The following is a 13,116-nucleotide window of genomic DNA, read 5'->3' as shown; positions in this document are numbered from 1 at the left end:
TGACTCATCAAGCGAAACCTATACCCCTGAATCCACCCCCTGCGCCAATAAACTTATCGGATGCTCGCATTTCTTGCTGGTAGACATCTCAATCTGCCATTTGCAGGTTTCGCAATCCGTAATCACCAAATCGACACCACTCACTTCAATCTGGCGGAATAAATTCGCGCCGATCCCTTGGGAAACATCATAGTTTTCCGCCTTAAAGCCATACGTACCTGCAATGCCGCAACATTGGGAATCAAGGATTATCAATTCAACACCCGGAATACGCTTGATCAATTCAATAGAATAGGCAGCCCAGCCCATTTTTTCCATATGGCATGGCGTGTGATAGGCCACTTTCAGCGGTGTATGCTTCAAGGGCAAAGTACACCCTTTATCCAGCAGACGATAGAGATAGCGCGTTGCCAATTCCACGTGATCACGTACCAGCCGGGTATCAACATCTAAAATATGTGGATATTCATCTCGCAGGGTGAAGGTGCAACTGGATGAAGTCGCCACCACAGGGATTTGACGCTCAATGACGCTTTCTGTTAAAGAAGCCAGATTAACGCGCGCCTGGCGCTTTGCCTGTTCAATAAAACCGTTAGCAATCAATGGCACGCCACAGCATTTTTCCCGTGTCAGCAATTGAACGCCAATCCCCATCGCATTAAAGACTTTCAGCAGATCTTTTCCCAATTGCGGATGGTTGTAATTGACGAAACAGCCGTGAAAATAGGCCACTTGTTCCTTAAATTGCTGTTGAATTTCAGCCTGCTTACGATACCAACGGCGAAATGTCCCGAAGGAATATTTTGGCAGTTCACGCCGATGGTCAATTTTTAAGGCCTTATCCAGCAGATGACGCATCGGTTTCAGGCGGGTGACGGCGTTGACGACAGGCGCAAACGGCGTGGATAAGGTTCCCATCAGATCCGTATGACTGAGGATGGCATCCCGCAGTTTAGGACGATGTGGACTGTAATGGGCTTTTGCCCGCTGGATGATATCACCAATTTTTACATCAGATGGGCAGGCCACTTCACACCGTTTGCAATTAGTGCAGTATTTCAACGCTTCATCATAGAGCGCAGGATCTTTGAGGCGCAGACGTTCTCCATCCGGGCCGGCCTGTTTTGGTCCCGGATATAGCGGGTTTACCTTAGCAACCGGGCAATAAGTCGTACACACCGTACACTTAATACAACTTTCGAAACTGTTGTCGAGAAGACTCATTGCGTCACCTCCCTTGCCTCAATTTGCCCGGATATCATCGATGGTTTGATGGTCTGATCCGCTTCGATCTGTTCAGCAACAAACAGTGCACTCAGCAAAGAAACCCCTGCACCGCAACCTTCCGCCAGCGGATCATATCCTCCTAATACCGCTCCTGCTGCATAGAGATTCTTAAGCGCTTTGCCCTCTTTCAGTGGCCGCAAATATTCATCCGTGTTAACCCCGAATTTCAGGTAAGGCTGTGGAGCAAAGAGGTTTTTTCGTGTCCATTGCCCACGCTCAGGATCCCCCAGCAAATCCAGATTCAGCAATGGTTCATAGACACGATTAAATTCGGTTTTCAGGCCGTTATTAAAAAAGCTGCCTGTTGCCAAAACCACATGAGAAGCGCGCAGAGGAATGTCACCATGATTGCGGGTATAAACGCCGGTGATGCAGTTATTTTCTATCTCGACGCGATTCACCTTATCACCCGCCATCACAATACCGCCAAACTGGCGGAACCGGGCATTCATTGCCTGATTAACACGGATACCAGGCAAGGAAGGTGGCAATGTCGGCAGTAAATAAATCGGTTTTCCCACCTGTATCTGTAAGTTTCCGACAACTTCATCAGACGCCAGCCCGATACAAGCCGGTAAAATAATGACGTCATGCCCTGTCGATAGTCGGTTAATTTCTTCTGCCAGCAGAGATAAATTTTCTGACAAATCCAGCAGTCGGGCGATATTAACCGCACGAAACTCACTGGAATTATCGCGTAATTTGTCCAACACAGACAGATGAACTTCTGTTGCTTGTGCTTTTATCCCCTGCTTTTGTAATGCGCCGGCAACCATTTTGGGTTGAAAATCCAGAAAACCTTCAATGCCGATGACAGCCACATTTTCCCAAGACGATTTTTCACAAAGAAACGACCGTTCCAATTCGTGGGTAGGAACACGTGCCGGACTTAACCATGCCATGCGCCGACGACCAATCGGTGTCATGCGATAGTGATTCTGGGAAGCCGATCCTTTCATGGCTAATCCGCTTTCCTTAAGCAGGCTTTCAGCACGATAAATCAACGAAGCCACATTTTTTTCGCCCATGCGGCTATAAGGATGTGCCGGTGCTTGTTCAGCCAGTTCAGATAAAGCTGCCAAAGGATGTGCAACTTCACGGCCATCAGGTAAATGGGAAAGAAAATCCATTGAACCCGATGAAAAATAGAGTGAGTTTTGACCAGCACTGACGATCGCACAGGACTTCCCTGCCTCTGCCAGCCGGATACCACACGTCAGCCCTGCCAATCCACTGCCAATAATCACCACATCAAATTTCATCGTTAACCTCCGCGGTTGGTGGGTTCTTGATGATTTCTTCATCCAAACCGCACAGTCCTTGATAAATCCAACGGGTAAATTCACTTTCCCGCAAGGCATCTCCCCAAGCGATTGGGCGAATGCCTTTCCAGCGCTCGTTCAGAAAATGGGCCAGTTGCTGTTCAGTTTCCTGCTCCGTTGTGACACCGAGGCGATTGAGTAACCCTGCGGCACGGCAAGCACACAGTTCTCCCTGACAGGTTCCCATGCCAACGCGCGTCCGGCGACGTAAGTCCAGCAGGTTATTGACCGTTAAAGATTCTGTCGCGTAACGTACTTCCCCTGCTGTTACCGCTTCACATTCACACACTAAACTTTTGTCCAACCGTTCTGTACTCAACAACTTGGCCGCACGATCACCATGACGATATACGGCCGACCCGCGGATCGGTGCAGGGACGCCAACCGCCGTGCGCAACGTTTGTTCAGCAGTATCCCATGAACCGGGCAGAGGCTCCTGTGCTGTCGTACAACGTTCTGTCACACCCAGTTTTTCACAGACTTTATCTGTCGCCCTTTCAGCCATGAGCCGATAAGTCATCAATTTACCGCCAGTAATGGTAATGAACCCTTCCAGACCATCACGCTGGGCATGATCGAGCAGCACGATCCCCCGGCTGATATTGCGGCCAGAAGGATCATCATCACTTGCCACCAAAGGACGTACACCGGCATAAGCGCGTAAAATGCGCGTTTTCGCAAGTTGAGGAGAGAGTTGCGAGCCTTCACGGATCAGAATATCGACTTCCTCCGGTGTCACGAACATCTTGTCGATCTGATCATATTCAATACGTGTGGAGGTTGTGCCAATCAATGAAATGGTGTCACCAGGTACGAGAATATCGGCATCAGCAGGCTTGCGACAACGGTTGATAACCATATTGTTGATCCGGTGACCAAGGATCAGCAAAGCCCCTTTTGCCGGAAGCATCCGTACCTTCAAATCGGCATATTCCGCGATCCTTTGTCCCCAAATGCCTCCCGCATTTACAACGATCGGAGCATGAATGTCATACAGGCGCGCACGTTGATGATCATAGACATGAACGCCGGTAATTTTGCTTCCCTGCCGAATCAATCCCATGACTTCGTGATAGGTCAGTACTTGCGCGCCGTGTTCTTTAGCATCCAGCATATTGGCAGCGGTCAACCTGAATGGATCGACTGTGCCATCCGGCACCATCACCGCGCCAATTAAATCAGGATTAACAGAAGGCTCCAGATGCAGGGCTTCTTCAGGTTCCATCGCTTGTACATCAATCCCCGCCTTTTCACACGCGGTGATGAAAGTTTGCTGATATTCCAGAGAATCTTCCGGCAAGGTAATAAACAAGCCATTCGTTTTTTCAATACAGTGGCGGGCAATGCGCTTGAGGATCTTATTTTCCTTGATACACTCTTTTGCCGATTCACTGTCCGTTACGGCATAACGCGCCCCGCTATGCAGCAGACCATGATTGCGTCCTGTCGCCCCCGTGGCGATATCATGACGCTCCAGTAAAATGCAGCGTAAACCGCGGCGGGCACAATCCCTTGCAATTCCTGCACCTGTCGCGCCTCCGCCGATAATAATGACATCGGTTTCTGTTACAGGAGAGCCGTTCATTGAAGATGCTCCTCTTTCGCTTCTATGCCAGTCACATATCCGGCTAGTCAATGTCTTGTTGGGATAGATAAAATATATACAACACCCGTGTTTTTTGTTTGATAAGGAACAATAACGAGCGAGAAACGCTCATGGAATAGCGTAAAAAAAATACGTATCGTGATAAATATCACGCTTTGATAATCAGATAAGGGCGCAGACAAAATGAAAAATGGAAGTAAAAAAATGGGCATGCTCCCGCAGAAGCATACCCATGACAGTGATTAATAAAGATTGATAATAAGCCAGTAATCTATTTTGTCGGCTCTGGCCAAATGGCAGCAATGTGGCTCAGGCACTCTTCTTTTGATCCCATCCTGCCAATTGTCATCCATCCCATTGGGATATCATACTCAGCAGGCCAGACTGAATACCGTTTTTTGGCATTGATGACGACCATCCAATTCATAGCATCATTTCCTGTTGACTGTTTCATGCTACAGCCTCCTTTTTGAAACTTTCTGCCAAGATGGCCGGTAAAAATCCAGTGCCAATCAGATAACGTAATACTTGATGAACGTATTCAGCCGTAATCGCCGGGCAGCGAATGTCACTTCCTGCTAACCCTGACAGCGTATTTTTCAACTCCAATTCAGGATGAATTTCATCAACATAAGCGGGGTCCAGAGCACGATAAGGTCTCTTCGTCATATCCCTGATCAGGGGGATAAGCGGATACAGCGGGTGCGTATCATCCAACGCAAGGATCTTCTCTTTACCCTCATTAAACGGTACGGGGTTGAGGATGTAGCCGAATTCCTTCACCCAGTCGAAAAATTGCCGGATAGAAACTTGTTCTGGGTTGAACAAGTTGAAGAATTTTCCATTGGATTCTGGTTTTTTGGAGATATGGACTAACGATGCCGCCACATAATCCACCGGTACAATATCAAGCAACAGAGCATGGTCAGGATAAAAACCCATTGCCAGATAGCCTTTCAAAGATGCAATCAGATAATCATTGCCCTGTGCAGCTCCCGTGCGGGTGTGTCCAAGAATCAGGCCAGGCCGGTAAATACTCACGGGTACGCCCCGTTTGCGAGCAATATTGATGATCCCTTCTGATACCCACTTACTCCCCGAATAGCCAGAAGGATCACGCACCGATTCACTCATGGCACGATCATCTTCCAGATAAGGACGGGGTGATTCTGTCGCAAACAGTGCATTCACGGAGGAAACATAATGGAAGTGTTTCAAGCGCGCAGTGCAGGCGAGTTCCAATGCCGTTCTGGTACCATCGACATTGATCCCCTTCAGTGCACTATAGGGGTAAATGAAATTAACCAACGCCCCGTTGTGATAAATAACATCAACACTTTCTGCAACCTGTGTCCATGTCTCCGGTAGCAAACCAAAACGTGGCTGCCCCAAATCACCGGTAATGAAATCCACACGGTCAAGACCATTACCTACATCAATCTGGTAATGTTTGAAGCCGGCCTTGATTCTGTCACGGGCATGTTTTTCATCAGATGCTCGGCATAAGCAGATGACTCTGGCCGAAGTTTGTTTCAATAATTGCTCCAGTAAATGCAGACCAAGATATCCGGTCGCGCCTGTCAGCAATACCGTCTCTGGTTGATACCAGTTCGCCCGGGGCAATCCATCGGGACGAATACTTTCTTTCAGATAAACATCATTTTTGAGCGTTTCAGCATGCTGACGGATTAGTGCTTCGCTATGATAATTTCCCATATTCTGAACAGGATTTGCCTGATATACAGCTTGCATTTCATCCAAAATGGCAGCGATTCTGGCAACTGTCGGTTCAACATAGATGCCGGAAATCGGTACCCGCAGTGAAAATGCTTTCTCAATATTTTCTACCATACGGGCAACAAGGATGGAGTGTCCCCCGATCTGGAAGAAATCATCAGTAATTCCAAATGCGTCCGTCTCCAATAAATCACGCCAGATGGCATAAACGCGTTTTTCCGTTTCTGTTTGTGGCTGTACCACGTCATAACTGGCATTCAATCGTTCTGCAACTTCTTCTAACCGCTTTCTGTCTCTTTTGCCACTGCTTGTCAGCGGAATATAAGGGATACGATAATATTCAGTCGGTATCCAGGCTTCGTGCAATACTTCTCTGAGCGATATTTGTGTTGCACGCACCCAGTCTTCCGACACAACCATATTTGGATTGAACAGCACAAATGCCTGGATCTTGGCAAAGTCGCCACTGCCAGCCACCCGGATAATGGCATCCTGTATGCCATTTTGTTTTCTTAGAGCAATTTCTATCTCACCCAACTCGATTCGATATCCACGCACTTTGACCTGATCGTCCTGTCTGCCCATGTAAATGAGAGAACCATCGTCAAGCATGCGTGCCATATCCCCCGTCAAATATGCCCTGTTACCTCTCTGTGTCATATCGGGAACATATCTTTTCGCGGTTTCAGTCGGGTTATTGCGATAACCCGCGGTCACGCCCAGCCCACCGATGAGTATCTCTCCCACTGTTCCTTTAGGAACAGGACGCAGATATTTATCCACAATAGTGATACTGGTGCCCGGAATAGGCCCGCCCAATTGAACTTTATCGCCTTTTTTCATGCGGAACGCAGTTGACCAGATAGTTGTTTCTGTCGGGCCATAAACGTTCCATAACGTTCCTCCCGTGTCTGTCAATTGATCCGCAAGATCCTGTGACAGCGCTTCCCCACCGCAAAGCATGCCCATTTCAGAACGCGGTTTCCAGCCCGCATTCAAAGCCATTGACCAGGTAACAGGTGTGGCTTGGGCAAAAGTAAACCGCGGATCTGACAACGTTTCGGACAATGCTATCGCATCACGTTGGGTATCAATTGAAGTAATGTAGATACTGCCACCATGAACCACGGTCAGCAGCAATTCCAGAACTGAAATATCAAAGGAGAACGTCGTCAGTGCCAACATGTGGTCACGCTGACTGATTGACAGCAGCTTACCAAAGCTACATAAGCAAGCAGCCAGATTGTCATGTTGTACTTGTACTGCTTTTGGCAACCCCGTAGAGCCAGAGGTAAACATCACATAAGCAGGATGATCGCCTAGCTCAGGGATCCCGATACCTTCAGCCATTTCAGATATCTCATTGATATTACTTAAGATAGCCTTCATGGGAATTAATGTTGACGCCTTAAGCCCGGCCGACACCGTATCATCAGATATCAAGATACTGTCCGGCAGACTGGCGAGAATATCATTCAGGCGTTTTTCCGGCATCATGGTGTTCAAGGGGATATATACTGCCCCTATCCGCCAAATTGCCTGCATAGTAACAAACCATGAAATACCCCGCTGGGCCGCAATGGCAACATTGCTTCCCATTTTGACGCCGTGGTGACGCAAAATATGTGCTGCATTATCAATGCGCTGATTGAGTTCACCAAATGTCAACGTTTCATGTGGGTCTGAAACTGCGATGTCATCCGGTACAACTTTTGCCAATTCAGCCAACTGAGAAGGGACATTTTTAAACCACGGTTCTAGAGTGGATATCATGTGACTGATATTACTATCTATTTCAGTATCATCAGCAGGAGAAGATTTTTGCCCAGTAAATGCTGTGTGTAATATTGCCTTGTGTGTGTAAGTATTCATAATGATGTTCTCATTCTGAGCTCCACTTGTATCATCATTTTTCATGATGAATGGAGGCATCAATGCTGGTAGTCGTTATTTTGCAGTTTTGGCCTACATTCAGCATTTACAAATACCTTATGTAGACTTTAACTGAATAATAAAAATAAATTGCAAAAAATTTCGTGCGAATTTAATAAATATATTAATTAGTATTATTTTGTAATCTTTGATTAATTAAATAATCAACTTATAAACATCCGGTCTTCATAGTGGGACAGAATGTATTACGCCTATACACGCTGCACCAAGACCATTTAACACATTGATATTATTATATTTTACATCATAAACAGTTATTCGGCACCGCATGAAAACCACTATCATGAGCATGAATAACTATTTGTAGTAATATCTATTATTTTGAATTTTAATTTCAAACATTTTATTTGTAATCCTGTTATAAAAAACGCCAAACAGGTAAATAAAGAGCAGATTCCATAAATAAATAAAAACGCCATTTAAATCATATTATCAATTAAATAGCAACTTTAGCTAAAGTTTGGGCGGAGTAATGTGACCGTTAATTTATTAAATTACGTTTATATGGCGTTATATTTATGCGGATTATATTCGTATGACTTTATGATTACTGCACCAGAAAAATTCCCCTGAAAATAATGAGCCTTTGTGTGATAAGGAACATAAACGAACTTTAAACGTACAAAAATAACCAGAAAAGTTATTTATTGTGATATTCATCACGATAATATAAATAAATTGCATTTAAAAAAAACAGAAAATCACTCAAAATCGCCATCTTACGAAATTATATCTATATATTAGTGATACCTCATAGATATATTAGGTTGTTTTAGCTAATATTCTCTTCGATATAGAAAATAATTTAGTCCAAATTTTTCGTTTAACATAATTATGCTCGTTTAACACTATCACTGTCCAGCGGTGATAAAGCGCTCATACAAAAGTCATGTGGAGACAAACATGTTAAGTATTTTCAAGCCGGCTCCCCATAAAGCCCGGTTGCCTGCGCAAGAAATAGATCCACTCTATCGCCGCTTGCGCTGGCAAATTTTTATGGGGATTTTCTTTGGCTATGCAGCCTACTATCTGGTAAGGAAAAACTTTGCCCTGGCAATGCCTTTTTTAGTAGAGCAAGGCTTCTCCAGAGGAGATCTTGGGTTTGCCCTGTCGGGAATTTCAATTGCATACGGATTCTCAAAATTCATCATGGGTTCCGTTTCCGACCGCTCGAATCCGCGTGTTTTCTTGCCTGCCGGTCTAATACTGGCTGCGGCTGTCATGCTGTTTATGGGCTTCGTACCATGGGCAACATCCAGCATTGCTATCATGTTTGTTCTGCTGTTCCTCTGCGGCTGGTTCCAGGGTATGGGCTGGCCTCCTTGCGGACGCACCATGGTTCATTGGTGGTCACAAAAAGAACGTGGCGGGATTGTTTCAGTCTGGAACTGTGCCCATAACGTTGGTGGGGGTTTGCCTCCATTGTTGTTCCTGCTGGGTATGGCTTGGTTCAATGACTGGAAAGCAGCGCTTTATATGCCTGCATTTGCCGCTATCCTCGTGGCGATAATCGCTTTCACTTTGATGCGTGATACCCCACAATCTTGTGGTTTACCGCCAATCGAAGAGTACAAAAATGATTATCCACTCGATTACACCGAGAAAGATGAAAAAGAACTGACTGCAAAAGAGATCTTCATGCAGTATGTCCTGCCTAATAAATTGCTGTGGATGATCGCGATTGCCAACGTGTTCGTTTATCTGTTGCGTTACGGTATTCTCGACTGGTCACCAACTTATTTGAAAGAAGTGAAGCATTTTGCGTTAGATAAATCTTCCTGGGCTTATTTCCTGTATGAGTACGCAGGTATTCCGGGTACGCTATTGTGCGGCTGGATGTCTGACAAAGTGTTCAAAGGCAACCGTGGTGCAACCGGTGTATTCTTTATGGCATTAGTGACTATCGCCACCGTTGTATTCTGGATGAACCCGGCAGGAAACCCAAATATTGATATGATCTGTATGCTGGTTATCGGCTTCCTGATTTATGGCCCTGTCATGCTGATTGGTCTGCACGCGCTTGAGCTGGCACCGAAAAAAGCAGCGGGAACAGCAGCAGGCTTTACCGGTTTGTTTGGCTATCTGGGTGGTTCAGTCGCAGCCAGCGCCATCGTTGGTTACACCGTTGACTTCTTCGGTTGGGACGGTGGCTTTATGGTGATGATCGGCGGCAGCGCACTCTCTGTCATTCTGCTTTTGTTTGTCATGTTGAGTGAAAAGAAACACAAGCAGGAAATAGCGAGTCAGAGTAAATAACATTAACTAAAGACGCTGATTAGTCACGATGTCAATCGCAGTACAACACCAAGTTGTACTGCGATTTTATGAAAAATATCTAAAATTTTTCTCATAGAATAAATTATCACTATTCTATATAACCCCTTAAAAATAAGGACAATGAAGTCTGTCGCTCACTTTTGAATATGCTATTTCCTTTTACTTCACAGGTATATTCTTTATTTCCATACTTTATTAGTAACCTTCTGACTTCAAAAATTTTCCAAACTCTCCTGAATGAAGAATTCTATTTTTATATCTTGCAAACCAATGCCCTTCTTGTAAGTCTTTCATCGGTAGCAAGACCTTAATTTTAAAAAACTCATGCTTTATTTTGATTCACTTATATCATTTACATTTACCATTTTATTCTTAATTAAATTCAAAATGCTCCAGACGATTTAATAAATTTGTTCATTTAATGACATGACTAAATAAGGTGAGAGATAAACAGAACCTAAATAACCATTTTTCTGTCATAAAACTGTGATGTACTGCCACTAAAATCAATATGCAGGATTGTGTTATGTCAGTATTTTATATAAAAAGCGGTTTGGATATTCACCTTATTTCTTCTGGCTGTTGGCTAAAAATCAGCTACACAAAGCTACACAATAAGTAACATAATTTTTGTTTAAGATTTTTATTACAAATAAATGGAGAATCCCAATGCAGACCCCTATTAAGGCAATCATGGCAGGTATTCTGTTAGCATCATCAATGTCAGGCATTGCACATGCAGCAGATAAGATTGTTATCGCCCACCGTGGGGCCAGTGGTTATCTACCTGAGCATACCCTGCCCGCTAAAGCAATGGCTTATGCACAAGGTGCTGATTATCTTGAGCAAGATCTAGTAATGACTAAAGATGACCAGCTCATTGTGCTACACGACCATTATTTAGATCGAGTAACCGATGTTGCAGAACGTTTTCCAAACCGTGCCCGTGCCGATGGCCGCTATTATGCGATAGATTTTACCTTACCAGAAATTAAATCCCTGAAATTCACCGAAGGTTTTGATATCAAAGATGGCAAAAAAATCCAAAGCTATCCGGGACGTTTCCCTATGGGGAAATCAAATTTCCACATTCATACCTTTCAGGAAGAGTTGGAATTTATCCAAGGCCTGAATAAATCCACCGGCAAAGACATTGGTATTTATCCTGAAATCAAAGCACCGTGGTTCCATCGCCAAGAGGGCAAGGATATCACGACCAAGGTGCTGGAAGTGCTGAAACAATATGGCTACACCAAGAAAAGCGATAAGGTGTACCTGCAATGTTTTGATGCCAATGAACTGAAACGCATCAAAAATGAGCTGGAACCGACATTGGGGATGGATCTGAAACTGATTCAGCTAATCGCTTACACCGACTGGAACGAAACCTACGAGCAAAAGTCAGATGGTTCATGGCAAAACTATAGTTATGAATGGATGTTTAAGCCGGGTGCGATGAAAGAAGTGGCAAAATATGCCGACGGTATTGGCCCTGATTACCACATGATTATCGACAATGATTCTACGCCAAATCACATTAAGTTGACCGGTATGGTGAAAGAGGCTCACGCCAGCCATTTGGCAGTTCATCCATATACTATCCGTATCGATCAACTGCCAAAATATGCCACCAGCGGCAATCAATTATTTGATATCGTTTTCGATAAAGCGAATGTTGATGGCGCATTCACTGACTTCCCTGATTTAGCAGTGAAGTTTCTGAAAAAGCATCATGAACACAAATAATTTACGAACTTTAATCGACGGACGTAGATAATATGAGGGCAGTCCAGAACTGCCCCACAATCACAATTACGAGATCCCTACCGGGAAAGCAATAACTTCACTCATCCGCTCAGCACCCAATGCCAGCATAATCAGACGATCAACGCCCAATGCAACACCAGAACAATCTGGCATTCCATGAGCAAGCGCCGCAAGCAAATATTCATCAATCGGCTGAACAGGCAACCCCATTGCTTCACGCTTACGGTTATCCTGCTCAAAACGCAAACGCTGTTCATGACTGTCAGTTAGCTCACGGAAACCATTCGCTAATTCCATGCCCTTGAAATAAACTTCAAAACGCTGTGCAACCCGATGATCTTCTTTACTGATCTCTGCCAACGCCGCCTGAGATGCAGGGAAGTGATAGATGAATGTCGGTTTTTCAATACCAATCTGTGTTTCCACGCCCATCACAAAAAGCAATTGCAGCAAAGTATCACGATCTTCTTCTTGATCAGCGATATTGCTGAGATCGAGTTTTGCCGCCACTTCACGCAATTTCTCCTTACTTGCAGTAAGAGGATCGATATCCAGATATCGAATAAATGCCTGTTGGTAAGAAAGTGATTCTGCACTTTCACAATCCAAGATTTGCTGCAATAAATCATCCACTTCATTCATTAAGTGATACATATCATAATGTGGACGATACCACTCCAGCATGGTGAACTCTGGGTTATGATGACGACCCGCTTCCTCATTACGGAAACTTTTCCCCATCTGATAAATGGAGCCACTTCCTGCCGCCAGAAGACGCTTCATGTGGTATTCAGGGCTGGTCATCAGGTATAGAGTCAAACCATCTGCTGCACCCGGCCCAACAAATTGGGTCTGGAAGGGGACCAGATGGACGTCAGTCACAGTCGCCTGACTCATGGCAGGTGTTTCAACTTCCAACACCCCACGATCTGCGAAAAAGCGCCGTATTTCTGCTAAAATCTCCGCCCTTTTCAATAAATTGGCGATAGGGGCACTTGGCTGCCAATTCGCGACTTCGTTCATGTTTCGATGACTCCAAAATAAAACAAAACGCGCAGTTTACCCGCATCAAGCCTGCCAGACAAATCATTGTCTGTATTGCATTAAACTTGAAACTTGTTACTGGTGACTTATCGTTTTAATTTCTGACAGGAAAAAAATAATCCT

8 protein-coding genes are annotated in these 13,116 nt (G+C 44.8%); 2 read left to right on the top strand and 6 right to left on the bottom strand.

The genetic code is table 11. From position 1 onward, the window contains the following. Nucleotides 1–18: 18 nt before the first annotated feature. The 5 genes from glpC to Xmir_RS09905 form a co-directional block, all read right to left on the bottom strand. Complete coding sequence (glpC, locus tag Xmir_RS09925; protein ID WP_099114212.1) at nt 19–1,224, bottom strand: anaerobic glycerol-3-phosphate dehydrogenase subunit GlpC; 1,206 nt, start codon at nt 1,222–1,224, stop codon at nt 19–21. Continuing rightward, nucleotides 1,221–2,549, bottom strand: a complete 1,329-nt coding sequence (gene glpB / locus Xmir_RS09920) for a glycerol-3-phosphate dehydrogenase subunit GlpB (protein ID WP_099114211.1) — start codon at nt 2,547–2,549, stop codon at nt 1,221–1,223. Before glpB ends, glpC begins: the two co-directional genes overlap by 4 nt. Continuing rightward, nucleotides 2,539–4,194, bottom strand: coding sequence for an anaerobic glycerol-3-phosphate dehydrogenase subunit A (glpA, locus tag Xmir_RS09915; protein ID WP_099114210.1), 1,656 nt, complete (start codon nt 4,192–4,194; stop codon nt 2,539–2,541). Before glpA ends, glpB begins: the two co-directional genes overlap by 11 nt. 292 nt (nt 4,195–4,486) lie before the next feature. Beyond that, the gene (locus Xmir_RS09910) at nt 4,487–4,669 is read right to left on the bottom strand and encodes an MbtH family NRPS accessory protein (RefSeq protein ID WP_099114209.1); all 183 of its coding nucleotides are present in this window, start codon (nt 4,667–4,669) and stop codon (nt 4,487–4,489) included. Continuing rightward, nucleotides 4,666–7,824, bottom strand: coding sequence for a thioester reductase domain-containing protein (locus tag Xmir_RS09905; protein ID WP_244170911.1), 3,159 nt, complete (start codon nt 7,822–7,824; stop codon nt 4,666–4,668). Before Xmir_RS09905 ends, Xmir_RS09910 begins: the two co-directional genes overlap by 4 nt. A 984-nt stretch (nt 7,825–8,808) precedes the next feature. Between Xmir_RS09905 and glpT the strand changes: the two genes are divergently transcribed. Beyond that, the gene (gene glpT / locus Xmir_RS09900) at nt 8,809–10,161 is read left to right on the top strand and encodes a glycerol-3-phosphate transporter (RefSeq protein ID WP_099114208.1); all 1,353 of its coding nucleotides are present in this window, start codon (nt 8,809–8,811) and stop codon (nt 10,159–10,161) included. A gap of 690 nt (nt 10,162–10,851) precedes the next feature. Further along, nucleotides 10,852–11,928: a glycerophosphodiester phosphodiesterase gene (gene glpQ / locus Xmir_RS09895; RefSeq protein WP_099114207.1), complete on the top strand. Its 1,077-nt coding sequence runs from the start codon at nt 10,852–10,854 to the stop codon at nt 11,926–11,928. A gap of 66 nt (nt 11,929–11,994) precedes the next feature. On the opposite strand, the gene epmA is transcribed toward glpQ, so the two are convergent. Beyond that, nucleotides 11,995–12,972: an elongation factor P--(R)-beta-lysine ligase gene (gene epmA / locus Xmir_RS09890; RefSeq protein WP_099114206.1), complete on the bottom strand. Its 978-nt coding sequence runs from the start codon at nt 12,970–12,972 to the stop codon at nt 11,995–11,997. Nucleotides 12,973–13,116 lie beyond the last annotated feature (144 nt).

Source organism: Xenorhabdus miraniensis, assembly GCF_002632615.1.
Note: the sequence above shows the minus strand (reverse complement) of the source record. Positions and strands in the feature narration are given on the sequence as shown.

Excerpts from the sequence above, each read along its gene's own strand:
- glpA (WP_099114210.1), bottom strand. The coding sequence starts at position 4,194 with ATGAACGGCTCTCCTGTAACAGAAACCGATGTCATTATTATCGGCGGA.
- glpC (WP_099114212.1), bottom strand. The coding sequence starts at position 1,224 with ATGAGTCTTCTCGACAACAGTTTCGAAAGTTGTATTAAGTGTACGGTG.
- Xmir_RS09905 (WP_244170911.1), bottom strand. The coding sequence starts at position 7,824 with ATGAATACTTACACACACAAGGCAATATTACACACAGCATTTACTGGG.
- epmA (WP_099114206.1), bottom strand. The coding sequence starts at position 12,972 with ATGAACGAAGTCGCGAATTGGCAGCCAAGTGCCCCTATCGCCAATTTA.
- glpB (WP_099114211.1), bottom strand. The coding sequence starts at position 2,549 with ATGAAATTTGATGTGGTGATTATTGGCAGTGGATTGGCAGGGCTGACG.
- Xmir_RS09910 (WP_099114209.1), bottom strand. The coding sequence starts at position 4,669 with ATGAAACAGTCAACAGGAAATGATGCTATGAATTGGATGGTCGTCATC.
- glpT (WP_099114208.1), top strand. The coding sequence starts at position 8,809 with ATGTTAAGTATTTTCAAGCCGGCTCCCCATAAAGCCCGGTTGCCTGCG.
- glpQ (WP_099114207.1), top strand. The coding sequence starts at position 10,852 with ATGCAGACCCCTATTAAGGCAATCATGGCAGGTATTCTGTTAGCATCA.